Below are 26,651 nucleotides of genomic sequence, written 5' to 3' on the forward strand. Positions count from 1 at the left end.
TTCGACTTTGGTTTCGCCATTGCCAAGGTACTGCACATCGGCGTTGGCAACGCTGTAAGTCCAGTGACCGGCGCTGTCGATGGTGATGTGGCCCAGGGCGCCTTCGCTGGCGACAGGTGCGACGGCCGTATTGATCGCCGACTGGTGCTGATCAGCATCGGCAACTACCAGTGTGCCATTAGTGGACAACGTAACGGTCTCAGCACTCGGGGTGTCTTCGGTGACGTACCCGGAGTCGGCACCGCTGAAGGTCGGAACGTCGTTGGTGCCGTTGATCGTTATGACGATGTCATGGGTGGTGCCGTCAACGCTCTGCACCGTGAAGGTTTCAACCCTGCTCTCGCCGCTGCCAAGGTACTGGACGTCGGCGTTGGCAACGCTGTAAGCCCAGTGGCCGGCGCTGTCGATCGTGATGTGGCCAAGAGCACCCTCGCTTGCAACAGGTGCGACTGCCGTATTGATTGCAGACTGGTGCTGGTCCGCATCAGTTACAACCAACGTCCCGGTGGTAGTCAGATTGACAGTTTGAGCGCTCGGGGTGTCTTCGGTCACGGAGCCATGGTCGGCACCGGTGAAGGTCGGGATGTCGTTGGTGCCGTTGATCGTGATGACGATTTCGTGGGTGGTGCCGTCAACGCTCTGCACCGTGAAGGTCTCGACTTTTGTCTCTCCATTGCCGAGATATTGAACGGCGGAATTGGAAACGCTGTAAGTCCAGTGCCCCGCACTGTCGATCGTGATGTGGCCCAAGGCACCCTCGCTAGCGACAGGTGCGACAGTCGTATTAACGCTGTACTGGTTACCATACACATCAGAAACGGTTAGCGTCCCAGTAGTGGAAAGATTGGGGTTCGATGCATCTTCGGAAACGGATCCGTGATCAGAACCAAGGCCAGGCCCTGTAAGAGCGGGGGACTGTACGTCTGCGGCCGCCGCCTCGATGGTTCCCGTGGCGCCGAAAGTAACGCCGGTGGTCGTCACACCACTTGTGGGGGTGACTTCCGCGCCGGTCGGCGCTACGACGAAGATCGGATGGGTACCGCCGGCGCTGGCGGGACCACCGGCTGCCGGAGCTTCGAGCTCGATGGGCTGATCGCCGGTCAGAAGGGCCTGCTGAATCTGCTCTACTTCTGACACCGCATCGGATACCTCTTCGGGGGTCACCGTCGCATATACATCATGGTCGATGGTCACATTGGTCATACGCCCCAGATCCAGATGATTCTCCTGCGCTCCGTCAAAAACGATCGAGGCGCTGCCGTCACTCTCGGTGACGATACGATCATTCGCATAGATCGGGCTGTTCGGCATGAGGAGTCTTACCGCTCCATCCGGGGATATCGCTTTCACCGTCCCGTACAGAATCACAACCTTACCAACCACCTGGTTCCCGGCGCCTGCCGTTGCTGCGTGAGTGTTCTGTGCCATGACCATTCTCCACTGTTAGATTTATTGGCTGAAGGGGGCTTGTCTAAATTCGGTTAGCGTAAACATATCTCTCAGGCAGGACTATGTCTATTGTACCTTGGTACTAGATTGACATAGTGATTAAGATTACACGGAGCTCATTCACCTTCAGTCGTCCTGTATATCTGCTGCCGTGACAACGGATAATTCGTCTGCCAGAACCGCTGCCTTTGGACTGACAAGAAAAGCCCTCCTTGAGACAGAGGGCTTTTTTTATGATTGAGGGGCAGAAGCAAATCCCCCCTGCCCCCCCTTCGCAAAGGGGGGAACGTGTGTTCGCATACGGCGCTGCGTAGATACTGTTACTGCACTTCCCCCGACATTCTTCGAAGAACCTGCGCCCAAAAGGAGATCTCTGGTTCACAAACAGCGCTTCGTAGCACAGCCTGAAATCAGAACGGCCGATCCAGTCGGTTGGGCTCCTTCACGAGTTTCGTGAAGTTCGAGTTCTTCTGGATCTCCTCCAGGTAGAAGAGCTTCAACAGGTTGTGGGTCGGATGATCGGGGTTTCTCTGCATCTCTTCGCGCATGCTCTGGAACGACGCGACGAGCTGCGTGTCGGTCGGTACGTCGGCCGGGGCCGTGCCGGCGAAGAGCTTGTCTACCGCGTTTATGTAGGCAAGGCTCGACGTCGCCGTCTCGGGACGCTGCGCGCTCACCCATTTCTTGATCGCCGGGGACTGCTTGATCCGGCTCGCCAGCGGCAGGAAGTAGTCGAGGTACAGGTTGTAACGCCCGTCCTTCTTGAGCGCCGCCGAGGTCTGGCGCACCTCGCGCAAGGAGAGCGGGAAGAGCTCGGCCGAAAGCAGGCGGTGCGTGAACCACAGGTTGTAGGCGCCGTTGTCCGTGCTGAATTCGCTCACCCTGCGGTAGGCATAGGAGACCTTGTCGGAGGCCTCGAAGGCCCCGAAGTACGCCGAATCCGGGATGACGTCGTTGAACCCCCTACCCTGCTGCGCGGTGAGGAAGTTCAGGTAGGAGTTGAGCGCCATCTGCATCGAGGTGGCGTAGCTCTGGATGCTCTGCGCGTCCTGCGTCGTGTTGAGCTTCACGAGGTAATAGTCGCCGGTCCAAAGGGAGAGCTCCATGATGGCCCGCCAGAGACGGTGCGTCGACTTGAGGTACAGCTCCCGGCTCTGGTAGCCGGCACGCTCCCACCCTCCCGCGGAGTACGGGGCGATGTCGTTGAAGATCGCCATCGACTTCAATAACGCGGTGCGCCCCTCCTGGTCGGGGAGGGTCGAGAAGAACTTGTAGGCGGCCGCGTTCTCGTTGTCGGCAAGGCGCGGAATGGCGAAACTGGTCATGTCGAGGTAGTCCACCGCCGCCATGACCACGCCGCTCGACCTGGGTCCCGCAGCCCACTTGAAGCAGAGGTCGTTGAAGGTCTTCGCCCGCTCGTAGGTCTTCTGCACCGACTCGGTCATCCCCTCGGCGTCGAGTTTGGAACTTGCCACCTGCTGCAGGCGCTTCGACTCGATCGCCGCGACGGTGAAGTTGAGCCGGTAGCGGTCCGAATCCGGAGCGCCAAGCCCGTCCACGATGCGCTGCACCAGCGTCTTCGTGTACTTCCCTTCGCTGTCCTTCTCTCCGAGGTTCCTGTCGTTCATCATGACGAACAGGGGCCCCAGCGCGTTCAGACCGTCCAGCTTGCGGGCGATGATGGCCCGGTTCACCACGAGGTTGATGAGGTTTCGATAGTAGAAGGGGGTGTTGGTCGGCACCGCGCCGCTCGTCGCCCCGGTGGCGATCTCGTTCTTCTCGATGTAGAGGATCGACCCGTTCCAGATGCCGTAGACCTGCGCCACGAAATCATCGGCGTCGTCACGCTCCAGGGCCTGCAGCGCCTTCACCATGCCGCTCCAGTAGGCGATCTCGGGCATGGAGGCCTTCCCTTTCAGGCTCTCGATGGTCTTCGCCGCGGCGGCGAGGCTCTCCGGGTTGTCGCTTTGCAGGTAATCGATGGTCTGGGCGATGGCGAGCCTCAGGTAGTCGCGGTCGCGAAAGAGCTGCGGCTGCTCCCCGTGACGCTCGGCTCCCTTTTGCCCGGGCGCCAGTTTTCCGCTCCAGGTGGCGATGTAGGAGGCGAGGGTCTCGCCGATCTCCTGGTCGCGTTTTTCACGCCAATCCTTGATCTCGTTCTTGTCCCAGTAGGTCAGCTCGTAGGCGACATCGAGATACGGCCCCCACTCCCTGATCTGCGGGGCGGCAACCGGGGCGGCGACCTTGGCCGGGGTCGTCTTGTGTTCCTTCTTGGCCGGTGCGGCGTGCCCTTTTTTCTTGGTGGCGCCCCAGGAGGGTGCGATCGCCAGCAAAAGGCAGATGGCGCAGAAGATGATGAATGACAGTATCCGTTTCGGGCTAGTTTTTCCTAAGGCAGTCGTACGCATATTCCAACTCCTCGCATCGCTGGGATGGCTCTCGTCCCCTGGAGGGGAAGATGATGAGGTTGAAGGACGATACCCGTTTGGTTCCCTTGAACTGGAACTCACCCTTGTCATTGGTGCAACTGTGGCGCGAGCCGACGACGCTCAGCACCGCCTTGATCGCTTCCTCCTGTTGTAACGCGCTGTCGCAGATCTTGAGGCTCATAAGGGACACCCCGCGCGACAACGAGACGTCGGAGCCGGCAGCGGCACTTCCCGCCGGGCTCTTGCTGCGCTCCCGGGCAGCCGGGGACGTTTTTGCCTTCGGCTCCTCGATGGTCGCCTCGGATACACTTCGTACCGCGGCGACACGCGGCGCCGGGGCGCTCGCAGCAACCTCGACCGGCCTGGTCGGGCGCTGCGGCGAGAGGGCCGGTTCGCTGGCCGAGGGGAGTGCGGCCGTGGGTCCTCCGCGCACGCGGTAGATATAGGTACTCTTCGTCGAAGGGCGCGCCCCCACCTCCGCGGTCGCCTCCTTCCTCAGCCTCGTCGCCGGGGTGCCGATGCTGCCTGCGGCGGCCGGCTCGAATCCCTCGGGGGCCTGACGCTCGCGGGTGACCACCGGGGAAACCGAGACTTCGGACCCGCTCTGGTACCCGTAGGACCGGGCGACGACCGGGTAAGGCGCCTCGGCAGGGTAATTCGCCTCGTGCCGCTTTGCGGCTTTGCCGGGTGAGGTCGCCTCCGGGCGCCTCCCCTCTTCCACCGGCGCGTTGTACTGCGGCGGCTTGGCATCCAGGGCGTACACGGTGCGCTGCCGCTGGACCTTTTCCGCGACCGGATGCTCAGGCGGCACCTGCTTTTTCGGTTGCGCCGGGGGGGCCTTCAGATCCAGTTTGCTCACGTCCATGATGGTGCGTTTCGACACCGGTACGCCCGGCATCTGGAACCGGCTCACGCAAAGCGCGACCGTTGCGAGCACGAGGGCGACGAAGAGACGCAGCCAAGACGGGACCGGGGGGCGCAGCTCATGGTCCGCGCAAACGAGGATCCGTTTCAGCCGCGTGCCGCCATAGCCGCAGGTGCTCTGGACGCGCGCGCTCATCTTTTATCACCGGTGCGCGAGGTCCGCACCACCGCAAGGCCGTCCGCACTCCAGTACTTGCTCACCACCGCCGCCGCGGACAACAGATCACTGCTGTACGATTCGGGAAGCGGCACCACCACCGGGCGCGGATGTTCCCGGTTCGTCTCCTGGAGGTTTTTCAGCGCGGAGCAGAGTTCGTCGTAGGAAAGCAGCGCGGTCCTCGCCGCCTCCTTGCCGCGCACGACGTGCACGAGGCAATAGGGCCTCGCGCCGTGCCGGTCCACGAGAAGCTGATGGTAATCGGGGTTCGACTGCATCGCCACGAGCTCGGGGCTTCGCTCCACCACCGGGGCGGGGAGGTTCATCTCGGCGACCTGGCTGCTGGAGGTGTCCATCCTCGACATCTGGGTGAAGACCAGAAGGAGCAGAAAGGCGACGTCGGTGAAGGAGATGAGCCATTGGTTCCTGGATGTTCCGACGGTGCGCATGGCGTCCCCCTAGATCTTCACCTGCAGGCCGCGGTTGATCGAGCGTTTCGCGACGACGTCGAGGCAGACGCAGATCCCCTGCAGCAGCACGTAGTACATGAGGGCGAAATAGGTGGACCAGAGCTTCGCGCCGATGGCCCCGTTGTTGATGGCGCTCCCCGGGTCGCCGGTATAGAGGAAGATGACGATCATCCCCGCCACGGTGCCCCAAAGCCCGATGGGGGGGAGCAGGTTCGCGCACATGTAGATGCGGTTCACGAAAAGGCCGTTGAAATTGTTCTGCGCCACCTCGCGGGTGGCATCGTAGAGGAACTCCTTCGGCGCCGGCTGCCCCGCGGCCCCTTCACTCTGGCTTGTCGCCCAGAGCATCTTCGCGACACTCTCGGAGAGGGTGTCCTGCGGCGAGGCATGCTTGTCCTTCACGCTGTCCAGGTGCTTGTGGTCCAGCGACTTCGCGTGGATGAACGCACGCACCGCGAGGACCATGGCGATGATGAAGATGCTGGTGGTCAAGGTGAGCGAGATCCTGAGCGACCAGATGTTGAAGCTCATGGGGTTGATGGTGATGAGGCCCAGAATGTCCATGTCGTCGGCTCCTTGGCGTTATTTCTTGGCGATGCGCGCCAGGTCGCTGTCCAACTGGCGGATGGCTTCGTCCAGCGTGGTGGTCTTGCCCTGGATCTGTACCGACATCTTCTGGTAGGGGGCGTACAGCCTCTTCATCTCGGCGAGTACGCTCCCCGCATCGTCCCGGTAGTTGAGCACGATGAGAAGGCGCGTCTTGACGAGGGCGATCTCGGCCGAGAGCTGCGTCATCTCGATGTTGGAGCCGTCCACCGCCTGCGTCACCAGATAGTCGACGTGCCTTCTCAAGTAGTCGTCAAGCGGTGCCTGGAGCTGCGCCGCGGTCTTGGTCTCGCCGCTCGCGATGAAATGCTCGGCGAAGTTGAGAAAGACAAGCAGATCCTTCTTCACCGTCTGCAGCCTGAGCTCGAGCCCTAGGTCGTTCGCCTGCTCCGAGGTCGGCTCCTGAACGGGCGCGGCAACGCCCTGCGGCTCGGCGGCGAAAAGCGCCGAGGCGTTAAGAAGTGACACCACTGCCGTCACCACGACGGCCGTTTTCCATCGTAATGCAACGCTGTGATCCATATCCGACTCCTCTCACGAATGAGCTTTTGCGAGCTCATCTATCGTGATCCACTGCCCGGAGCGGCATCGCGCCCCGCGCCGGTCAGGGTCCTATGTGATGGGTACTTCTCGGCTTGATGTTGATCCTCAACCCCGTGTCGATCTTGAAGGTGCGGTACGGGATGATTTCCTCCCGGCCGGCGTCGAGGGTGATCTGGAGATAATCGGGGAATTCGCGGAAGCGGACGTTGGTGAGGTCGAACTTGTCGACCGCAGCGCCTTGAGCCCCCATGCCGTTCACCGCACCGATGAGGTCGATGACCAGGCTGTAGGGCTCCACCATGGTGATCACGCGGAAGTCGCTGACCTTGCCGTTGGTGAAGAGGCTCAATCCGTTCTTGTCGATGGTGACCCCGGTCAGGGCGATCTTTCCCTCGGGTGTCGGCGTTGATGGGGCGCCCTTGAGGACGAAGGGTTCCTCGTCGGGGAGGGGCGGCACCGGCTCCTGCTTTCTGAGCGCGGACGAGACCGGCTCGGCTTCCGGAACGGGAACGAGCAGCGGTACCTCCGGTGCGGCTACAGCGGGGAGCGTCGGCTGCGGTGCGGCGGGAGTATCTGCGGCGGGGGCGGTCACTTCCTTTGCCCTTTGTGCAGAGGGGAGTTCAGGCGGCAGTTTCGCCGCGGCAACCTCCCCGGGGGCAGGTTCTCCCTCGGCAAGCGGGGCAGGCTGCGGTGCAAGCTGCGCCGCGGGGAGCGCCGCGGGTGCCGCGGCACCCTGCGGGGCGGCCTCTACGGGACGGTCCACGTAGGAGGAGTCGATTTCCTTCTTGCGCTGCGCCGAGGGGAGCGGAGGGGGGACGGCCCCCTCCGCTACTGCGGTTGTCGGCGCGGAGGGGAGCAAAACCGCTTCCGTCTCCCCCTTGCGCTGTGCTGCGGGCAGGTCGGCCGCGCCGGCCTGCGGTACGAACAGTTTTTCCGGTTCACCCTGGCGATAGGCCGGGGTAACGCCGCCGTCAAGCGGTGCGTTACCCTTCGCTGTCTCCAGGGCTAAGGGCTTTTTTCCGAGCGAGCTCTCCTTTTGCACGGCGGCAGGTGCCGGAGCCGTCACCGGTAGGGCTTCCCTTTTCTTGCACACGAGGTTCGCCTCGATGCGCCTGTTCTTCGCGCGTCCCACGGCGGTCTTGTTGTTCGCTATGGGGCGGCTCTTGCCGTAACCCTTGGCGGTCAACCGCTTGGGATCGATGTGGAAGTTCTTCACGATGTAGTCGCGCACCGCCTGGGCGCGCCGCTCGGAGAGCCGCTGGTTGTGGTCGACGCTGGCGGTGCCGTCGGTGTGACCGGAGATCTCACCGTACGCCTCGGGGAACTCGTTCAGGAAGTCGCCCACCGATTTGAGCTCGGCGTGGTACTGCGGCTTCACGTTCCACTTGTCGGTGTCGAAGTTGATCATGAGCACCGCGGGCTGGTTGCAGAACCTCTTTTCGGCCTTGGTCGGCTGGGCCACCATGACCGCGGCGTTGGCGGCGCCGGTCCCCCCCTTGCCCGTGCAGGTCAGGGAGTAGACGGTGTCGACCGCCGGGGTCACCGTCATCGAGCCGTTCACGGCGACATCACCCAGGTCCGGGCGCATCTCGCAGTTGTCGGCGCGCTTGCTCTTCCAGCTCAAGATGGAGCGCTCCCCCTTCTTGATCGAAGTGGGGGAGGCGGCGAGCGCCACCTCGGGAGCCGCGACCACGACCGGAGGAGGCGGAGGCGGAACGGTCAGGTTCAGCGTCGGTTGCGCCTGCGGCATGGTGCGGGGCGCCGACTGCGGCGGAGCCGGCGGCTCGGGAAGCTTGGCAACGGCAGGAGCTCCGCCGAAGGGGATGTACAGCCCCGTGGTGTACTCGACCACGTAGTCGTCGAGCTTGTTGTTGTAGAAGATGCCGCGCACGTCGCCGCGCCAGGCGACGTCCTCGGTCACGAAGTACTTGAAGCCCCCGCCAAGATCGAAGGCCCCCTTGGTGCCGGGAGGAAGCTGTACGCCCGCGTAACCTGCGGCGAGGTTCGGGACGAACTTCTCATTAGGGCGGAAGTTCCACAAAAGGTCAGCGCCGTAGCGGTTGAAGTCGTGCTCGCTGCCGTTGCGGCTGTTTCTGAGCTTCGCGTAGTCGTAGAGCGCTTCGAGCTCCAGGTTTTTCGTGAAGTTGTAGCCGGCACGCAACCCGAAGACCGGAGAGGTTTCCAGGTGTTCCTTTCCGGCGAAGGAAACACCGCCCACCATCGGTGAGATGGAGAAGGGTGAGGTCGTAGCTGCTGACACGGTCCCGGGGAGGGAGGCGGCGCATAGCAGTGCTGCAGTCATGATGGCCAATGAATTCGTTTTCAAGTCACGTCTCCGTTTCGGTTTCTGAATGAGCCCCGGAGGCGCACTGTCACTGGGATAGCGTGCCTGCCTCATAGGCTTGCCATAAGGTACTACTAAGCTACTATCAAATTCTGCCATGTCAAATGCTCCCGTTTCTTAGAAATTTTTATACTTGACTACTGGGCGCTTTGCATATAATTAACCATACAAAATTACCATTTGCAAATTTATTATTCACATATAATATGTGTGTCAACATGAGTTGCTCCATTTGTCATGCGGTTTGTGAAGCATGTGCAATGGTGGTTAGCTTGATACCACGAACAGGAAGGTAGTTTATGGCACTGAACAGGAAGGTAATGACCGTTGTGGCGCTTGGCATGTTAACCTCTGCGGCGGGCACGGCCCACGCCGAGACACTACAGGACGCCGTGAAGTACATGTTGCAATCCAACCCCGAAGTACGGGCGCAGTACTACAACAAGGTGGCGCGCGAGAAAGAAGTGCGCCAGGCCAAGGCAGGGTACCTCCCCACCATCGACGCATCCGCGTCGGCGGGCGTAGCGCGCCAGCATGAGCCCATCTTCAACACCGTCGCCCCCGCAACCGCCGTGGTGAGCGTGCGCCAGAACGTCTTCCGCTTCTTCGGCACGCAGCACGAGGTGGAGCGCCAGGAAGCGCGGGCGAGATCCCGCGAGTACCTCCTCGGGGGGACCGCCGAGAACAACGCCCTGCTCGCCTCCAGGGTGTACCTGAACGTGCTCAGAAACGAGAAACTCCTGGCGCTCGCCCAGGAGAACCTGACCAACCACCTGAGGATCCATGACCAGGTGCGGCTCAGAAGCGAGTCCGGCGTGGACCGCCGCGCCGACTTCGAGCAGGTGAAGGGGCGTCTGGCCCTGGCGCAGTCCAACGTCGCCGCAGCACAAGCGAACCTCGACGACAGCCTCGCCGATTACCAGGCCGTGGTAGGCTACCTCCCCGGCGAACTGGCCGAGCCCGCATCGGTCGCGGCGGAGCTCCCGAAGAGCAAGGAAGAGGCCGAGGAGCTCGCCGTACAGGGTAACCGGACCCTGAAGTCGGCAGGCGCCGACCTGCAGGAGAGAAAGGCACAGCACGAGGCCGCGAAGAGCCTTCTCTACCCCACCCTCGATCTCGCCCTTGATTATCGCTGGCAAAAGGATTACAACGACTTGCCGGGACGCCGCGAGGAGTTCCTCGGCACCGCCACCATCTCCTTCAACATCTTCAACGGCGGCTGGAACAAGGCGCGCCTTGGGCAGACCAGAAGCGAGGTGTACGAGGCGGAGGAGATCCTCAACAACACGAAAAGGCAGACGGTGCAGTCGATCCGTCTCTCCTGGGACGCGAACAAATCCGCGCAGGAGCGCCTGAAGTTCCTCGACGACTACGTGAAGGCCGCCGCCCAGACCGCCGACGCCTTCGCGGCCCAGTGGTCCATCGGCAGAAGGACCATGTTCGACCTTCTCGACACCCAGGCCGAGCTCATCAACGCGAAGGCAAGCCTGGTGAACGCGCAATACGACCAGAGGTACGCCGAATACCGGATTCTGAACGGGATGTCGCGCCTTCTGCCAACCCTCGGCCTGCAGGCGCCGGACGCCGGCGGGAAGGTGACCACGGCAAGCAGCGCGCCGTAGCCTCCCGCCAACAGACGTGACACAGAGTCCCGGATCGCCGCGAGTCACCGACGGTCCGGGCTTTTTTTTAACAAAAGGGGCTTTCCCTGGAGCGCCGTGGGCATCTACCTTAAACGACTACTATCGCTGTCCCTGGCCGCCTTTTTGGCGGCGCTTTGCGTTGCCGGCACCGTCTTCACCGCCGGCAACTTCAGCGTCGACCGGCAGCTATTGCAGCAGGCGGAAAAGAAGTACGGCCGGGAGGCCTACCAGCGCCTGGTCGCCTGGGAGGAGCTCATCGCACGCGACAGGAGCCGCCACGACCGGGAGAAACTCGAGAAGGTGAACCGCTTCTTCAACGAGCGGATCCGTTTCGCTTCCGACCGCGAGGTGTGGGGCGTAGAGGACTACTGGGCGACCCCGGTGGAGTTCCTGGCCAAGGGGGCCGGCGACTGCGAGGACTTCGCCATCGCCAAGTACTTTTCCCTCAAGGCGATGGGGGTCGACGACGACAAGCTGCGCATCACCTACGTCAAGGCGCTGCGCTACAACATCCATCACATGGTGCTCACCTACTACAGCGACCCCGAGGCCGAGCCGCTCGTGCTCGACAACCTGGTCGACTCCATAGACCACGCCTCCAAACGCTCCGACCTCATGCCGATCCTGAGCTTCAACGGCTCCGGGCTGTGGCTCGCGAAACAAAGGGGCAAGGGTAAACTCGCCGGCAAGTCGAACCGGCTCAGGCTCTGGCAGGATCTTTTGCAGAAGATGTCCGAGAACAAACTGTAACGGGCAAAGGAAAAACATATGACTCTGTATCGACAGCTCATCATCTTCACCGTCGTCCTTTTCCTGCTCCTCTTCACCGGGACCTGGTACGCGAAGCTCGCCAACACCCGCACCTTCCTGACCGACCAGTTGGAGTCCCACGTGCAGGATACCGCGACCTCGCTCGCCCTCTCCATCTCCCCCCACGTGGCGCAAAAGGACCTCACCACGGTGGAAGGCATGATCAACGCCCTATTCGACCGGGGCTACTACCAGAAGATCACCTACACCGGCCCGCGCGGCGAGGTGCTCATCGACAGGACGCTCCCGGTGAAAGTCGAGGACGTGCCGCAGTGGTTCGTGAAACTCGTGCCGCTCAAGACCCCCGAGGCGGAGGCCGACGTGATGGCGGGTTGGAACCAGGGGGGAACCATCCTGGTGAAGAGCCACCCGGGCTACGCCTACGAGACGCTCTGGAACGAGGTCATCTCCATGACCGTCTGGTTCGCCGGCTGCGCCGTCTTCATGCTTGCCGCGGTCGGCATAGGGCTCAAGCTCCTATTAAAGCCGCTTGCCGCCGTGGAGCGCCAGGCGGACGCCCTGGGGCGCGGCGAGTACGAGCTGCAGGATCCCCTCCCGCGCACCCGCGAATTCAAGAGCGTTGCCGAGGCGATGAACCGGATGACGGTGAAGGTGAAGGAGATGTTCGGGGAACAGGCGGCGAGGGCCGAGGGGCTGCAGGAGCGGGCCTACCACGATCCGCTGACCGGCATCGGAAACCGGCGCTTCTTCGAGACCCAGGTGGGAGCCGATCTTACCGAGGGGCAAGGGCGCGGCCTGCTCATGCTGGCCCGCGTGCATGCCCTTGAGGCGCTCAACACGGAGCGCGGACTGCAAGCGGGGGACGAGCTTTTGAAGCGGGTCGCCGTGCTTTTGCAGGAAGCGGTTTCGGGCTACGGCGAAGCGGTACTGAGCAGACTCACCGGCGGCGACTTCGGCATCTTCCTGCCGCACCACTCCTCTTCCGAAGCGGAAATCATCGCCACCGAGATTGCGAACGACTTAGGGCGCCTCGCCCGCGAGAGGCTCTCACTCTCCGACAACATCGCCAACCTGGGCGTTGCGGCCTACGAGGGGAGCATCACCCTGTCGCGGCTTCTCTCCGAGGCGGACCTGGCGCTCTCGGCGGCGCAAAGCAAAGGGGCGAACGGTTGGGAACTGCGCGCGGTGAGCGGGGAATCGGCGCTCCCCATGGGGCAGCAGCAGTGGAAGGAATCGCTCGTGCAGGCGCTCGAGGAGCGGCGCGTGACCCTGGACGCCCAGGCGGTCATCGCGAACACAAAGGAGCGCAAGGTAAAGCAGCTGGAGCTCTTCGCCCGCATAGCGCAGGAGGACGGCACGGCACTCGACGCCGCCCTCTTCCTGCCGATCGCCGAGCGCCTGAAGCTTGTTTCCGCCATCGACCGGATGGTGATCGAGGAGGCGCTGCGCTTTGACTTCCGCACCATCGGCGTCGAGCGCATCGCCGTCAACATCTCCCCCACGTCGCTCGAGGACGAGGCGTTCCGCGGCTGGCTGCACGGCTACCTGAAGGGGCTTCCCTCCGGCTCACCGCACATAAACTTCGAGTTCTCCGAGTTCGCCGCGGTGCAGCATCTGGAACTGATCAGGGAGTTCGCCGCCGCGGTGCGTGCCTGCGGACACGGCATCGGCCTCGACCACTACGGCAGGAGCTTCTCGAAACTCGGCTACCTGAAGTCGCTGCGTCCCGAGTACGTGAAGATCGACCGTGCCTACACCGGGGAGCTCTTGAGCGGGGAGAACGACAGCGGCTTCTACGTCGCCTCGCTCTGCAGCGTGGCGCACAGCATCGACATCGCCGTGGTGGCGGAAGGGGTCGAATCCGAAGAGCAGGCGGCGGTGTTGAAGGAGCTGAACCTCGACGCCATGCAGGGTTACTTCTTCGGCAGGCCGAAGCCGCTCTCTTCATTCACCTAGATGATGTCGTGCACGAGGAGGTCGCTGGCGGAGATCTTCTCGCGCAGGCTCTGGCGCGTCTTGATCCTCTGCTGCGCCTGTTCGGGAAGCTCGGTGAAGTTGATCACGTTCTTTCTGACCAAAAGGTCGACAAGGTCCTCGATGACGCGGACCGTGGCGGCGTCGGAGAAGGCGAGCGACTCGCCCCAAGCGCCGGACTCGTTCAAAAAGGCGAGCACCTCCGGGTCCATGAGCGGCTTCTGCTCCGCGGTCTGGTTGACGGGGGTCTGATGCAGGGCGACGATTTTGCCGTCCTCTCCTCTCTCTATGTAGAGCATGCGTTTTCCTCTCTGTGATCTGCGGGCGAAGGCATTAGTCGAAAATCATTGACACCGGACAACAGGCCCAAGTATAACGCAAAACGATTACCAATGTGAAATCTATTATGCTACAATAATCCACCTTTTTGTTTTTGACGGCTTGTCTGCATAAAGAGGAAACGACGTGCAAGAGACAGATAGAACCGCCCCTGAAACACAGTGGAACCTTGGCGAGGACATGGATCGTCACGACGATCCCCTTCTCGACGCGCTGATGCTGGTCGCCAAGCTGCACGGGCTGCCGGCTTCGCGTACCGGCATCGTGGCGGGACTGCCGCTCGTGCAAAATCGCGTCACGGTGGAACTTTTCCCCCGCTGCGCCGAGCGCGCCGGTCTCTCCAGCCGCGTCGTCAAGCGGCCGCTGAACCGCATAAGCCAGTTGCAGCTCCCCGCCGTCCTGCTTTTGCATAACCGTCAGGCGGTGGCGGTCGTTGAGCGCGACCTCGAGGAGGACACCTTCAAGATCCTTCTTCCCGAGGCGGGGACGGGAGAAAAGAGCATCACCCGTGCCGAGCTCGAGAAGCTCTACGCCGGTTTCGCCATCTTCGTCCGCCCCAAGTACCGCATCGGGCGGGAGGGGGGCGTCGCCCGCGAGGCCGAGGGTACGGGGCACTGGTTCTGGGGCACCCTCACCTCCTCCTGGCGCATCTACCGCGACGTCATCGTCGCCTCCTTACTCATCAACGTCTTCGGACTCGTCAGCACCTTCTACGTCCTGAACGTCTACGACCGGGTCATCCCGAACAGCGCCTTCGAGACCCTCTGGGTGCTCTCCATAGGTGTCACCGTCGTCTACCTCTTCGGGGTGCTGATGCAGGGGCTGCGCGGTTACTTCATCGACGAGGCGGGGAAAAAGGCGAACCTCAGGATCTCCTCGGTACTTTTGCAGCGCGTCCTCAACCTGCGCCTCGAGGTGAGGCCGCAGTCGGTCGGCTCCTTCTCCAACAACCTGCGGGAATTCGAGTCCATCCTCGACTTCATCACCTCATTCTCCATCACCACCCTGATCGACGTCCCCTTCATCATCCTCGGGCTCGGGGTGATCTGGTACATCGGCGGCGAGGTCATCCTCGCCATCTTCATCGCCAGCATCGTCATCATGATCGCCTACGCCGCCTGCATCCAGGCGCCCCTGCGCCGCGCGGTGGAAAACACCTTCGCCGCCTCCAGCCAGAAAAACGCCATCCTGGTCGAGGGGCTTGCCGGGCTCGAGACCGTGAAGATGCTAGGTGCCGAATCCCACGTGCAGCGCAGTTGGGAGGATGCCGTCGGCTACATCGCGACATGGAGCGCGCGCTCGCGCTTTCTCTCCTCCTCGGTGAACCAGGTCGCCTACCTCGTGCAGAACCTGGCCGTCGTCGCCCTCGTCGTCGCCGGTGTCTACGCCATCTCCGTCGGCAAGCTCACCCAGGGGGGACTCGTCGCCCTCGTGATCCTCTCGCGCCAGGTGGTGGCCCCGGTCGCCCAGGTCGCGAACCTCGCCACCCGCTTCCACCGCGCCAAGGAGGCGTACAAGACCCTCGACGACATCATGAAGCTCCCGGTGGAGCGCCCGGCAGGCAAGACCTTCCTGCACCGCACCCGCTTCCACGGAGGGATCGGCGTGCGCGGGCTCTCCTTTGCCTACCCCGGCCAGTCGGTGAACGCGCTCAACAACATCACCCTGAACATCGAGGCGGGGGAGAAGGTCGGCATCATCGGCCCGATCGGTTCCGGGAAGACCACGCTCGGCAAGCTGCTTTTGGGGCTCTTCGAGCCGGGAAGCGGCATGGTGACCATGGACGACACCGATCTCAGGCAGATCGACCCCGCCGAGCTGCGCCACTACGTGGGGTACGTTCCGCAGGACATCTCGCTCTTCAAAGGGACGGTGCGCGAGAACCTGACCCTCGGTGCGGACGACGTCGACGACCATTCCATCATGCGGGCCGCGGAGCTTGCCGGGGTCGGCGAGTTCGTGAAGAAACACCCGCTCGGCTTCGACATGGAGGTTGCGGAGTTCGGCCGCGGGCTCTCCGGCGGGCAGCGCCAGTGCGTCGCCATCGCCCGGGCGCTCCTTCTCGACCCGCCGGTCCTCGTCCTCGACGAGCCGACCAGCAACATGGACAGCCGTTCCGAGTTGAGGCTCAAGAACAACCTCGCCGAAGGGGCGAAGGAAAAGACCATGATCCTGATCACGCACCGCGCCTCGCTGCTCGAGCTCGTGGACCGCATCATCGTCATCGACAACGGCACCGTGGTGGCCGACGGCCCGAAAGGGGCGGTCCTCGAAGCGCTGCAACGCGGGCATCTGAACATCTAGCGGAGAACTGTCGTGGAGATAAACAAGAACAAGGCGAACGGGGTGTTCCGCAGGATGCCCGAAGAAGAAGTCGATTTCGTGACCGACATCAAGACCTCGATCCTGGTGCAGTCCCCGCGCGGGGGGCGCGCCATCCTCTGGTCGACCCTGCTCCTCTTCGTCATTTTCCTCGTCTGGGCCGGCTATTCCGAGGTGGAGCAGACCACGCGGGGCGAAGGAAAGGTGATCCCGGCAAGCCAGGTGCAGGTGATCCAGAACCTGGAGGGGGGCATCCTCTCGGAACTGCACGTGAAGGTGGGCGACACGGTTAAGAAGGGGCAGCTCCTTTTGAAGATCGACGAGACCCGCTTTGTCTCCTCGCTCGAGCAAAGCCAGGCGAAATCCGGTGCCAACAAGGCGAAGGCCGCCCGTCTGCGCGCCGAGGCGGCGGGAAGTACCAGCTTCACCCCGCCCGCCGACGCCCCCCCGGCCATCGCCGCCAGCGAGCGCGCCCTGTTCGAATCGCGCCGCGCCGAACTGAAGAACTCCCTCGACGTGAAACAGTCGCAGATCGACCAGCGCCAGGGGGAATTGAGGGAGCTGAACACGAGGCTCAAGGAGCTCAGCCAGACCTACTCCCTTTATCAGAAGGAGATCAACATCACGAGGCCGCTGGTCGCCAAGGGTGCCGTCTCCGACATGGAACTTTTGCAGCTCGAGCGCAAGGCGAGCGAGATGAAGGGGGAGATCGAGACCATAAAGCAGTCGATCCCGCGCATCCAGTCGAAGATCAGCGAGAGCTATTCCGCGATGCGGGAGCTGAAGCTCAATTTCGCGAACAAGGCGAAGACCGAGTACAACGAGGTCGCGGCACAGCTGGGCGAGGAGGCCGCCTCCTCGATGGCGCTCAAGGACCGCCTGGACCGCACCCTGGTGCGCTCTCCGGTGAACGGCACGGTGAACCGCATCCTCGTCAACACGATAGGGGGCGTGATCCAGCCCGGCATGAACATCGTGGAGATCGTCCCGACCGAGGGGACCCTCCTCATCGAGGCGAAGATAAAGCCGGCCGACATCGGCTTTTTGAAGCCGAACCAGAAGGCGATGGTGAAGTTCTCGGCCTACGACTACACCATCTACGGCGGGCTCGATGCGCGGCTGGAACAGATCGGGGCCGACAGCATCACCGACGAAAAGAAGGAGAGCTACTACCTGGTGACGCTCAGGACGGACCGCAACTACCTGGGCACCAAGGAGAAGCCGCTCCCCATCATACCGGGCATGGTCGCCACGGTCGACATCCTGGCCGGTAAACGCACCATCCTCTCGTACATCCTCAAACCGATCCTGAAGGCGAAGTACAGCGCACTGCGCGAGAGGTAACGCATGATCATCCTGCTGGCAAGCGCAAGCGGAACCGTCCTCACCCGTTGGCAGGGACTGCTTGCCGATGGAAACGAGATCTTACAGGTCCGCACTCTCGATGAGCTGAGGCGGACGGTCCCTTCGGCAAGGCCCGACCTGGTCATGCTGCACCGCGACCTGGTGGACCAGGCGGAGTGCGCCGCCCTGCGCACCGCGTCGCCTGCGACCAGGCTCTTTCTCCTCTCCGACCGGCCGGAACCGGACGAGGGTCTCGCCTTTTTGAAGGTGGGGATCGTGGGATACGCCAACACGTACATCTCGGCGGAGCGCCTGAAGGAAGCGCTGAACGTGATCGACGGGGGCGGGGTGTGGCTCGGGCAGCAGGTGATCCAGCAACTGATCCTGGAGGCGGCGCAAAACGCCGCGGCGGGAAGGGAGAGGCGGCTCGACGAACTCCTGGCGCCGCTTAGCCCCATGGAGCGCAAGGTGGCCGAACTGATCGCCGGGGGGAGGACCAACCTCGAAATAGCAGCCGAACTCGGCATCGTGGAGCGCACCGTGAAGGCGCACCTCACCTCGATCTACGGCAAGCTGCCGGCCGGAAACCGGCTGAGCCTGGCACTCCTCATCAACCGGGGGTAGCGCGGCTAGCGCTCCTTGAAGGCGCCGGCGAAGTCCATGACGCAGACGGTGCGGTACACCGGATGCGGCCCGCATGCGGCGCCCGCCGTGGCGAAGGCGCGGTTGAAGATGTTTTTGCGGTGTCCCCGGTTCGGGACCCCGTCGTCTATGATGAGCCCCATCACCACCATGCGTGCGGTGTCGGGGCCGTAGCTTATGTTCTCCCCAATGGTCGAGGTCCAGGAACCGTGCCCCTCGATCCTCCCCTTTAGTCCTCCCGCTTCCCCGTGCCCCGTCTCACCCGACTCGGTCTGCACCCGCACCAGGTCGGCTGCGGCCTCGGCAAGCCCGGACGACCAGGAAAGCGCCGGCACCGGGCGCTGCCGCGCTAAATAACGCAGCGCCTCGTCCAGGGCCTTCGTCCCCTCCGAGGTCATCACCATGTTGTAGGTCCCCGGCACCCGGTACGCCTTCCCGACGAAACTCTTCCGGAACTCCCGTATGTAGTTCGCGTAGCGCTGCGGAGCGGTGCGCGCGAGGTTGGTCTCGGCGAGCACCTGACGCGCGAGGTCCGCTTCTCCCGCCTGCGCGCCGAAAGCGACGCCGCCTCCGACCGGGAAAATTGCGGTCATGCAAAAAAGGAAGATGACACCCTGCAGTATCCTTCTCATCGTCTTTTCCCCTCCAAAAGCGCGAGTCTCTCCTCGAAAACCTTCAGGGCATCGGCGAGGGTCGCCTCGATGTCGTCGCCGTAGACGGTGAAGTAGAGGTAGTCCCCGGAGTAGTGGTGCCAGTTCAGGTCCTCGACGAGGAGCGGCTCCAGGTAGCGCTCCATCTTCTCGTACGGGTAAAACGGATCGCCGTTGGGCCAGGTGCGCCTGAGTTTCTCCGCCTGCACCTCGGTAAGCGGGATGCGGTAGCGCACCGAAACGACCTCAGCCTTCATGATCTCCCCTCCCCTGCCCTCACATTAGCCGATATCGGCCAGCCAAAGGATAAGACAGACCGTCCAGCTTGGCAAGGGTCCACGAAAAACGCCCCCCTTGGCGGACCAAGGGGGGCGTTCGGAAACGTTGCGGCAAAGAGGACTAGATCGACTTTCTCCAGGCGAGCCTTCCCTCGAGCCAGCGCGAGAAGCTGGTGAAGGCGAAGCAGAGCACGAAGTAGACCGCGGCGATGAAGATGAAGATCTCGGTCGGATACGCCATGGTGCGGTTGTTGATCTGGGTGCCGACGTGGGTGAGCTCGGAGACCCCGACGATGAAGGCGAGCGAAGTGTCCTTGATGAGCGAGACGAACTGGTTCACGAAGGACGGGATCATATTCCTCAACCCCTGCGGCAGGATGATGTAGAGCATCGCCTGCCAGGGCTTGAGCCCCGTGGAGATGGCCGCCTCGGTCTGCCCCTTCGGTATCCCCTGGATGCCGGCGCGCACGATCTGCGACATGTAGGCCGAGGTGAAGATGGTGAGTCCCATGATGACCGTGGTCGCCTCGGGCACCGTCTTGCCCATCAGGGCCGGGAGCAGGAAGTACATCCAGAAGATGACCATCAAAAGCGGGATGCCGCGCACCGCGTTGATGAAGAGGTTCACCGGGTGCCGGATCCAGGCGTGGCGCGACAGGCTCAAAAGGCCCAAGATGAGTCCCCCGAAGAAGGAGAGGACGCAGGAGACCACCGCGAGGTACATGGTGAGCCCAAGCCCCCCGAGCGGGCCGTTGGGGTAGCGCCCGATCATGAAGTAGGTCAAGTTGTCGATGATTACCTGAAAGTTAAGTGCTTCTTCCATTTATGTTCTCCATTTCCCGCAGGAAAATCTGCCGTTTTCGATCCCGAAGCGAGCGCGTCCTAGGCGCGGTGCGGGTTGAGCACCTTCTTGTTGTAGAGGTCCATGAGCGCCGTGATGACCACGGAGAGCGCCAGGTACACCACGGTGGCCGCGGTGAAGGCCTCGAACCCCTTGAAGGTGTAGCTTTCCACCTGGCGCGCCTGGTAGGTGAGTTCCATGACGCCGATGCTCATGGCGAGCGAGGAGTTCTTGGCGAGGTTCAGGAACTGGTTCACCAGGGGAGGCACGGTGATGCGCACGGCCTGCGGCAGGATGATGTACTGCATGGAGCGCAGATAGGAGAACCCGGCGCTTCTCGCCGCCTCCATCTGCTCCTTGGGAATGGAGAGGATGCCGGACCGGATGTCCTCGGCGATGAAGGCCGAGGTGTAGATGGTGAGCGCGATGGCTGCCGCCGCGAACTCGAAGTTCGTGCTGTTCAGCCAGTCGTTCACCACCGCCGGAAGCACCTTATAGGAGCCGAAGTACCAGAAGAAGATCTGGACCAGAAGCGGCGTGTTCCGGAAGAACTCGAGGTACGCGGTGGCGATCCAGCGCACGGGACGGAAGTGGCTCATCCTTAAGACCGCGATGATCAGCCCCAGGATGAAGGCGCAGACGATACCGACGGCGGAGAGCTCCAGGGTGACCTTGAGCCCGGATACCAGCCATTCGAAATACTTGCCGGAAGTGACGATGGACCAGTCAAATGAGTACTTTAGCACGTAAAACCCCTTGAAGGCAGGTTGCGGTTAAGGTCAAGTTGAGAGAAAGGCTGACAACTAAATCCCCTTCTCTCGACTAAAGCTCAGCGACAACCTGGTTTACTGTTAAACGACAGGTCAAGGTTGAGAGCCGTGTGATTTTTCTCGACCCCGACCTCAACCTTGACCTGTTTTTTTACTTGTCAGCCACGATCTTGAAGGTTCTCTTCAGCGCGAACGGGGTCCCTTTGCCGAACCACTTCTCGAAGATGCGCTTCGCTTCGCCGCTCTTCTCCATCTCGAGGATGGTCTTGTTCACGAAGGCGATGAATTTGGCGTCTTCCTTCCTCATGCCGAGGCCGTACGGCTCGTTGGAGATCTGGACGTTCGGGATCTCGAACTTCGCCTTGTTCGGGGCCTTGGCGAGGATGCCGGCCAGGATCGCCTCGTCGGTGGTCACCGCGGCGACCTTGCCCTGCTGCAGCGCGAGGAACGCCTGCGGATAGTCGTCGAAGGAGAGCACGGTGGCGGTCGGGATGGCGGTCTTCACGTTCTGCTCGGAGGTGGAACCTTTGGCGGTGCCGATCTTCTTGCCCGCGAGGTCCTTCAGGCTCTTGACCTTACCCTTCACGGTGATGAACTTCTGGCCGGTGGCGAAGTAGGTGTGGCTGAAGCCTATCTGCTTCGCGCGCTCCGGGTTCTTGGTCATGGTGGCGGCGATGATGTCGATGTTCCCTTCCATGAGTTGCGGCATGCGGGAAGCGGAGGTTACCGGCTTCAGCTCGACCTTGACGCCCAGCTTCTTGGCGATCGCCTTCACGAAGTCCACGTCGTAACCTACGATCTCGCGGCTTTTCTCATCGACATAACCAAAAGGAGGGAGGGAATCCTTAACGCCCGCCACGAGAACGCCTTTCTTCTTTACCTCGGCGAGGGTGTCGGCCGGAGCCGCGGCGATCGCCTTTCCGAAAGTCCCCATGAGCGCAGCCAGACCAATAACAACAGCAGCCAATCTTTTCACAGTGAATCTCCTTTTGATGTTCGGTATTTAACAAGCGCCTCCGGCAGGTCCGAAGACAGGCAAGTTCTAGTGCATCGGCGACAGCAGCTGCTTCAAGAACTGCTTGGCGCGGTCGTGCTGCGGGTTGCGGAAGAATTCTTCCGGCTGGGCCTCCTCGAGGATCACGCCGTGGTCCATGAAGACGACGCGGTCGGAGACCTCGCGGGCAAAGCCCATCTCGTGGGTCACACAGACCATGGTCATGCCGGAAGATGCCAGGTCCTGCATGACGGAGAGCACCTCCCCGATCATCTCGGGGTCGAGGGCGGAGGTCGGTTCGTCGAAGAGCATGATGCGCGGCTTCATGGCGAGCGCGCGTGCGATGGCGACGCGCTGCTGCTGACCGCCGGAGAGCTGGGTCGGGTAGGCGTCGCGTTTCACGGCGAGACCAACGCGCTCGAGAAGCTCCATCGCCTGCTCCTGTGCTTCCTTCTTCGAACTCTTACGGATCTTGATCGGAGCCAGCGTGATGTTGTCGATCACCGAGAGGTGCGGGTAGAGGTTGAACTGCTGGAACACGAAGCCGACCTCGGCGCGCAGCTTGTTGATATCGGTCTTCTTGCTCCTGAGGTCCATGCCGTCAACGATGAGGCCTCCCTCCTGGATGGGTTCCAGCTGGTTGATGGTGCGGATCAGGGTGGATTTGCCGGACCCCGACGGACCGCAGACAACGACCACCTCCCCCTGCTTGACGTGGAGGTCAATCCCGTTGAGCACGTGAAGCTTTTTGAACCACTTGTGGACCCCTTCAAACTTGATCATCTGCTGCTCCTTTTCTATTTGTTGCCAATCGAGTCAGTCGAAGCTGCTGCACAGGATATGGGCAGTTCCGCCTTTAACGCCCGGCGCGAACCACCGTTTCACCGCCGGCCTCGGCAGTATGCTAATGAAGCGACCTCATATATAGCAAGGGGGGTGCCAACGCGGGCGTAAACGGCTAAGAACTCGGATTAATATCCGAATACAGGACTTTGAAACGTCGCATTAGAAACAAAGGGGTATAACCGTTAGCAGAAAGACGTTTCAGAGAAAAGGGAAAGGGACCAAGAAAGGGCGGTTTAGCAGGGGTATAACAATTCTCATAGAGTTAACAAAAGTTATACCCCATGCAGACGACGGTAAGGCGGGAGGTTCATACGGTGCCGCGGCGGCCCGGGAGGGGTTGCTGAAAAAGGAGGCAAAAACAGCGCTTGCCCCTCGGCAAGGGAGAACGACACGGGGAAGGACGCTGCCTGCAAGTTAGGCAGATCGGCCGCAGCACAACGCACAGGGGCCGGCGCCAGTCCCTCTCCCTCCGGGAGAGGGTGCCCGGAGGGAGGGTGAGGGCGTTGCCACGAAAAGACCAGATTGCAGCTGCCGGTGCCCTCACCCCGCCCCTCTCCCGGGGGGAGAGGGAGGATGGACCGTCAAAAGGAAGTAATGCCACGGCCGCCAAAAGGTTGGAGGGGGCGCGAAGCGGCTCGATCCGGCTTCCCCCCTCCCGACCGCCCCCCTCCGGGGGGAGGAGAATGTGCCCCTTGCGGGTAAAGAGACGGACGCGTCAATCGTCAATCGTCAATCGTCAATCGTCAATCGTCAATCGTCAATCGTCAATCGTCAATCGTCCTTATCCCTTCCGCTTCTTTGCAGCTTGAGCCGTTTGCTCAGCGCAGGCTGGGAAATGCCGAGCATGCGGGAGGCCATGCTCTGGTTGTTGTCGGCGCGTCGCATCGCTTCGATCACCAGCTGTTCAACCGCGGAACTGAGCGTGGGGATCTCACACAGGGAGGCGAAGACGTTTTGTTCACCGCTCACGGCACCACGATCCGGCACCGTCGTCTCACCATGCTCCCCCCCTTTCACCTCCATCGCCTGCCTGAAGCTGTTCATCGAAAGCATGCGCGAGGAGTGGACGCTCATCGCGTCAAAGACCATGGAGCGCAATTCGCGCAGGTTGCCCGGGAAACCGTAGTTGGCGAGGAGGGTCAGAAGTTCCTTCGGGTAGCTCGGCACCTTCTTCCCGAAGACCTCCGCACTTTCCTTCAGGAAGTGATCGAGCAAAAGCGGGATGTCGTCCTTTCGCTCGCGCAAAGGGGGTATGTGCACGTGGTGCGCCCGCAGACGGAAATAGAGGTCCTTACGGAAGCTTCCCGCGTCCTTTTTCCGCGAGAGGTCGTGGTGCGTAGCCACCACGATGCGGGCACGCAGCTGCTTGGGCTGGTCGCTCCCAAGCGGGTAGTACTCCCCCTCCTGCAAGAGCCTCAGGAGCTTCACCTGGCAGGCAAGCGAGAGGTCGCCGATCTCGTCGAGGAAAAGGGTCCCCTCGGCGGCCTGCTCCACCATGCCGCTGCGGCTCTCGTCGGCGCCGGTGAAGGCCCCTTTCTTGTGCCCGAAAAGCGTGTCGGTGAATACGTTGTCCTCGAGCCCGGCCACGTTCACCGGGACGAGCGGCCCGTCGCCGCGGCTCAAGGTGTGCACGGCGCGTGCGATGAGCTCCTTTCCGACGCCGCTCTCGCCGGTGATCAGGATCGGCTGCGTGCTCTTCGCGACCGCCTCGATGTATTGGAAGATGGAGCGCATCGCCTTGTTGTTCGTCACAAGCGGCGCGAACGCCTCGGGGCACTCGAGCCGGTCGTTCAAAAAGCGGCGCCGCATCTCCTTGTTTTCCAGCTGCAGCTCCTGCATCCGGATCGCGCGCCGCACCGAGTCGAGGATCCGGTCCTCCTCGTCGGTCTTCACGAGGTAGTCGAAGGCGCCGAGCCTCATGCAGGAAACCGCCGTCTCGATCTGGTTCAGACCGGAGAGGATGACCACTGTCACCTCGGGGTGTTCCTCGGCGATGCGCGCCAGGAGCTCCTGCCCCGAGAGGTACGGCATGGTGAGGTCGAGGAGCACGAGGCCGATGTGCCCCTTGTCCAGCACCCCCATCACCTCGCGGCTGTCGGTGAGCGTCATGATGTTGCTGATCGCCCCCGGCCCCTCCAGGGTCATGCGCAGGCTGCGCAGCCACGGCGCCTCATCGTCAACTAAAAGCACGCCGAAGGCCGGATAAAGTGCTTCGCTCATTGCAACTCCTCGCGGAAAGAAATCGTTCCCACGCTCCAGCGTGGGAATGCAATCGGGAGACGCTCCCGCGTCTCGTACTGCGGACGCTGGAGCGTCCGGGGCTTTCGTTCCCACGGTGGACCGTAGGAACGATGCCCCACTGCAGATCCGGCTGGACCGTGCATAGGAGCCCCTCCCCCCGGAGGGGGGAGGATGGGAGGGGGGAAGCCCGACAAGACGCTGCGCGCCCCCTCCCAGCCCTCCCCCTCCAGGGGAGGGGACGTTTGCATCCGACGCGCTAAAGGCTAGCGGGAAGTCCGCCATTACCCCTCGCCCCGTCCCCTAAGCGCCGGCAGCTCCATGGTCACCGTGGTGCCGAAGCCCGGCTGCGAGTCGAAGATCAGCGTCCCGCCGTGCTGCTTCACGATCCCCGCCGAGATGGAGAGGCCGAGCCCGCACCCCCCTTCCTCGCGCTTGGTGGTGAAGAAGGGATCGGTAAGCCGCGCCAGGTGCTCCGGCTCCACCCCCCTCCCCTCGTCCCGCACGCTCAAGAGCACGAGGTCGCGGAAACGGTCGTGCCTCGTGGCGACGTGGACGCTCTTGCCGCTCCCTTGAAGCGACTGGCTCGCGTTCAAAAGCAGATTCACGATCACCTGCTCGATGCGCTGGCTGTTCCCTTTCACCGGCGGCAGCGCGTCGGAGAGGTTCACGACGATGTCGTGCGCGCTCTTCACCACGGTGTTCTCCACCAGCCGCAACGCCGCCTGGGCACACTGGTTCAGATCCACAAGCTCGGTGAGATCGGCGCTGTCGCGGCGCGCGAAATCCTTCAGCTCGGTGACGATACGCTTGATCCTCTTCGCCGCGTCCTGCGTCTCCGACAGCATGTGCGGCAACTCTTCGCGCAGCCGGTCGTAGCTGTGCCGCCCGAGCTTGAAGTCGCCGTGCCGCTCGCGGTATTCGTCGAGGATCGGCTGCGAGCCGCGGAACACCTCCTCGAACCGGGGAAGGTTCAACAGGATCAGGCCGTTCGGGTTGTTGATCTCGTGGGCGACCCCGGCGACCAGCACGCCCAGCGAGGCCATCTTGTCCGCCTGCACCAGTTGGTCCTGGTGCATCCTCAGTTTCTCCAGGGCCGCCTGCTTCTCGGCCACCTCGCGCGCGAGCTCCTCGGTGCGCTGCGCCACCTTCTTCTGCAGGGTCCGCGACCAGACCACGGTCCCCAAAAGGATGATGAGAAGCGGCGCCGCGACGAGGGTCACGTAGCGCACCACGCGCGCCCACGACACCGGCTGCGACTCCATAACGCCGAGCCACTTGTTGTGGATCTCCTGGAACTGTCCGGAGCGCTTCAGGATGGCTAGCCCCTCGTTGAAGCGGGCGAGCACCTCGGCGTTTCCCTTCTTCACCGCGTAGCCGTAGGCCTGGGTCATGATCGGCTCGGCCACCGGGATGATCCTCTTCAGCCCCAGTTCCTTCTCCAGGTACATGCCGGTCAGCCGCGAGACGAGCGCACAGTCCCCCCGCCCCTGGTTCAAAAGTCTCAGCGCCTCGGCAAGGGTGTCGGTCAGGATGAGCTTCGAGGTGGGGGCGTAACTCGTCATGAAATCATGCATGATGCTGTTCTTCATCACGATGACCTCTTTGCCGCGCACGTCCTCGATCGACCTGATCTTCCGGCTGTCACGCCTGATCCAGATGGACTGGAACAAAAGCGCGTGAGGCGTGGAGAAGTCCACCTCGTTCGTGCGCTCCTGAGAGAAGGCCATTCCCTGCAGGATGTCGACGTCCCCACGGTCCAGGGCACGGCGCATGCCGTCCCAGGGCCCCAGGGTGATCTCCACCTTGAAACCCATCACCTCGGCGATGGCCTTGGTCAATTCCACGTTGAAGCCGGTCGGCTTCCCTTCGTGATCGACAAACTCGTAGGGGGGGTAGTTGTAATCGCCGCCGACTACGACCACGCCCTTGCCTCCCCCACCGGGTCCCGCAGTGTCGGCGTGCAGCGCGGGGGCGAAACCGAGCAGCAGGAAGAGCAGCGAAGCCCAGATGGCCACGACTGCGCCGGGGCGCTTCGCACCGCCTGTGGAGGGCTTTTCCCTATGGAAGGTAAAAA

22 protein-coding genes are annotated in these 26,651 nt (G+C 62.5%); 6 read left to right on the forward strand and 16 right to left on the reverse strand.

Going from position 1 to position 26,651, the window contains the following annotated elements; genetic code table 11:
• The 7 genes from D6Z24_RS16945 to D6Z24_RS16975 form a co-directional block, all read right to left on the reverse strand.
• Positions 1–1,428, reverse strand: a 1,428-nt coding sequence (locus D6Z24_RS16945; RefSeq protein ID WP_162605160.1) for a retention module-containing protein, incomplete at its 3' end; no start/stop codon positions are given.
• 431 nt (positions 1,429–1,859) lie between these two features.
• A complete protein-coding gene (locus D6Z24_RS16950) occupies positions 1,860–3,857 on the reverse strand; it encodes a hypothetical protein (protein WP_129127803.1) in 1,998 nt (665 codons plus the stop codon).
• On the reverse strand, positions 3,829–4,938 hold the full coding sequence (locus tag D6Z24_RS16955; RefSeq protein ID WP_129127804.1) for a hypothetical protein: 1,110 nt from the start codon (positions 4,936–4,938) through the stop codon (positions 3,829–3,831). The genes D6Z24_RS16950 and D6Z24_RS16955 overlap by 29 nt, the downstream gene beginning before the upstream one ends.
• A complete protein-coding gene (locus D6Z24_RS16960) occupies positions 4,935–5,408 on the reverse strand; it encodes a hypothetical protein (protein WP_129127805.1) in 474 nt (157 codons plus the stop codon). The genes D6Z24_RS16955 and D6Z24_RS16960 overlap by 4 nt, the downstream gene beginning before the upstream one ends.
• Positions 5,409–5,417: 9 nt before the next feature.
• A complete protein-coding gene (locus D6Z24_RS16965; RefSeq protein ID WP_129127806.1) occupies positions 5,418–5,993 on the reverse strand; it encodes a hypothetical protein in 576 nt (191 codons plus the stop codon).
• Between the two features lie 18 nt (positions 5,994–6,011).
• Positions 6,012–6,557 carry a hypothetical protein gene (locus D6Z24_RS16970; protein ID WP_129127807.1) on the reverse strand — a complete coding sequence of 182 codons (546 nt, stop codon included), beginning with the start codon at positions 6,555–6,557 and terminating at the stop codon, positions 6,012–6,014.
• 82 nt (positions 6,558–6,639) lie between these two features.
• A complete protein-coding gene (locus tag D6Z24_RS16975; RefSeq protein ID WP_162605161.1) occupies positions 6,640–8,904 on the reverse strand; it encodes an OmpA family protein in 2,265 nt (754 codons plus the stop codon).
• Positions 8,905–9,221: 317 nt separating this feature from the next.
• Between D6Z24_RS16975 and D6Z24_RS16980 the strand changes: the two genes are divergently transcribed.
• The 3 genes from D6Z24_RS16980 to D6Z24_RS16990 all read left to right on the forward strand — a co-directional run bounded on the left by D6Z24_RS16980 (position 9,222) and on the right by D6Z24_RS16990 (position 13,292).
• Positions 9,222–10,544: a TolC family outer membrane protein gene (locus D6Z24_RS16980; RefSeq protein WP_129127809.1), complete on the forward strand. Its 1,323-nt coding sequence runs from the start codon at positions 9,222–9,224 to the stop codon at positions 10,542–10,544.
• A 96-nt stretch (positions 10,545–10,640) separates the two neighbouring features.
• Positions 10,641–11,315, forward strand: coding sequence for a transglutaminase-like cysteine peptidase (locus D6Z24_RS16985; protein WP_129127810.1), 675 nt, complete (start codon positions 10,641–10,643; stop codon positions 11,313–11,315).
• Positions 11,316–11,333: 18 nt separating this feature from the next.
• Positions 11,334–13,292 (forward strand): bifunctional diguanylate cyclase/phosphodiesterase, encoded by a 1,959-nt coding sequence (locus D6Z24_RS16990; RefSeq protein WP_129127811.1) that lies wholly within the window; start codon positions 11,334–11,336, stop codon positions 13,290–13,292.
• Here the strand turns inward: D6Z24_RS16990 and D6Z24_RS16995 are convergent.
• The gene (locus D6Z24_RS16995) at positions 13,289–13,609 is read right to left on the reverse strand and encodes a hypothetical protein (protein ID WP_129127812.1); all 321 of its coding nucleotides are present in this window, start codon (positions 13,607–13,609) and stop codon (positions 13,289–13,291) included. The two genes, D6Z24_RS16990 and D6Z24_RS16995, sit on opposite strands and share 4 nt — an antisense overlap.
• 166 nt (positions 13,610–13,775) lie before the next feature.
• Between D6Z24_RS16995 and D6Z24_RS17000 the strand changes: the two genes are divergently transcribed.
• The 3 genes from D6Z24_RS17000 to D6Z24_RS17010 are packed head-to-tail and all read left to right on the forward strand — an operon-like array spanning position 13,776 to position 17,939.
• The gene (locus tag D6Z24_RS17000) at positions 13,776–15,953 is read left to right on the forward strand and encodes a type I secretion system permease/ATPase (protein WP_129127813.1); all 2,178 of its coding nucleotides are present in this window, start codon (positions 13,776–13,778) and stop codon (positions 15,951–15,953) included.
• Positions 15,954–15,965: 12 nt separating this feature from the next.
• On the forward strand, positions 15,966–17,315 hold the full coding sequence (locus D6Z24_RS17005; protein ID WP_129127814.1) for an HlyD family type I secretion periplasmic adaptor subunit: 1,350 nt from the start codon (positions 15,966–15,968) through the stop codon (positions 17,313–17,315).
• Positions 17,316–17,318: 3 nt separating this feature from the next.
• Positions 17,319–17,939, forward strand: a complete 621-nt coding sequence (locus D6Z24_RS17010) for a helix-turn-helix transcriptional regulator (protein WP_129127815.1) — start codon at positions 17,319–17,321, stop codon at positions 17,937–17,939.
• 5 nt (positions 17,940–17,944) lie between these two features.
• Here the strand turns inward: D6Z24_RS17010 and D6Z24_RS17015 are convergent, their stop codons facing one another.
• From D6Z24_RS17015 to D6Z24_RS17050, 8 genes are all read right to left on the reverse strand, one after another.
• Positions 17,945–18,589 (reverse strand): CAP domain-containing protein, encoded by a 645-nt coding sequence (locus tag D6Z24_RS17015; RefSeq protein ID WP_129127816.1) that lies wholly within the window; start codon positions 18,587–18,589, stop codon positions 17,945–17,947.
• Entirely contained in the window at positions 18,586–18,864 is a 279-nt protein-coding gene (locus D6Z24_RS17020) for a hypothetical protein (protein WP_129127817.1), read from the reverse strand. The genes D6Z24_RS17015 and D6Z24_RS17020 overlap by 4 nt, the downstream gene beginning before the upstream one ends.
• 142 nt (positions 18,865–19,006) lie before the next feature.
• Entirely contained in the window at positions 19,007–19,708 is a 702-nt protein-coding gene (locus D6Z24_RS17025; protein ID WP_129127818.1) for an amino acid ABC transporter permease, read from the reverse strand.
• Between the two features lie 59 nt (positions 19,709–19,767).
• Positions 19,768–20,472, reverse strand: a complete 705-nt coding sequence (locus tag D6Z24_RS17030; RefSeq protein ID WP_129127819.1) for an amino acid ABC transporter permease — start codon at positions 20,470–20,472, stop codon at positions 19,768–19,770.
• Positions 20,473–20,647: 175 nt separating this feature from the next.
• Positions 20,648–21,472 (reverse strand): ABC transporter substrate-binding protein, encoded by an 825-nt coding sequence (locus D6Z24_RS17035; protein ID WP_129127820.1) that lies wholly within the window; start codon positions 21,470–21,472, stop codon positions 20,648–20,650.
• A 66-nt stretch (positions 21,473–21,538) separates the two neighbouring features.
• The gene (locus D6Z24_RS17040) at positions 21,539–22,273 is read right to left on the reverse strand and encodes an amino acid ABC transporter ATP-binding protein (RefSeq protein ID WP_129127821.1); all 735 of its coding nucleotides are present in this window, start codon (positions 22,271–22,273) and stop codon (positions 21,539–21,541) included.
• A gap of 834 nt (positions 22,274–23,107) precedes the next feature.
• Positions 23,108–24,556, reverse strand: a complete 1,449-nt coding sequence (locus tag D6Z24_RS17045) for a sigma-54-dependent transcriptional regulator (RefSeq protein WP_129127822.1) — start codon at positions 24,554–24,556, stop codon at positions 23,108–23,110.
• Positions 24,557–24,858: 302 nt separating this feature from the next.
• Positions 24,859–26,592 carry a transporter substrate-binding domain-containing protein gene (locus tag D6Z24_RS17050; RefSeq protein ID WP_246014705.1) on the reverse strand — a complete coding sequence of 578 codons (1,734 nt, stop codon included), beginning with the start codon at positions 26,590–26,592 and terminating at the stop codon, positions 24,859–24,861.
• Positions 26,593–26,651 lie beyond the last annotated feature (59 nt).

The organism is Geomonas oryzae (assembly GCF_004117875.1).
Lineage (GTDB): Bacteria > Desulfobacterota > Desulfuromonadia > Geobacterales > Geobacteraceae > Geomonas > Geomonas oryzae.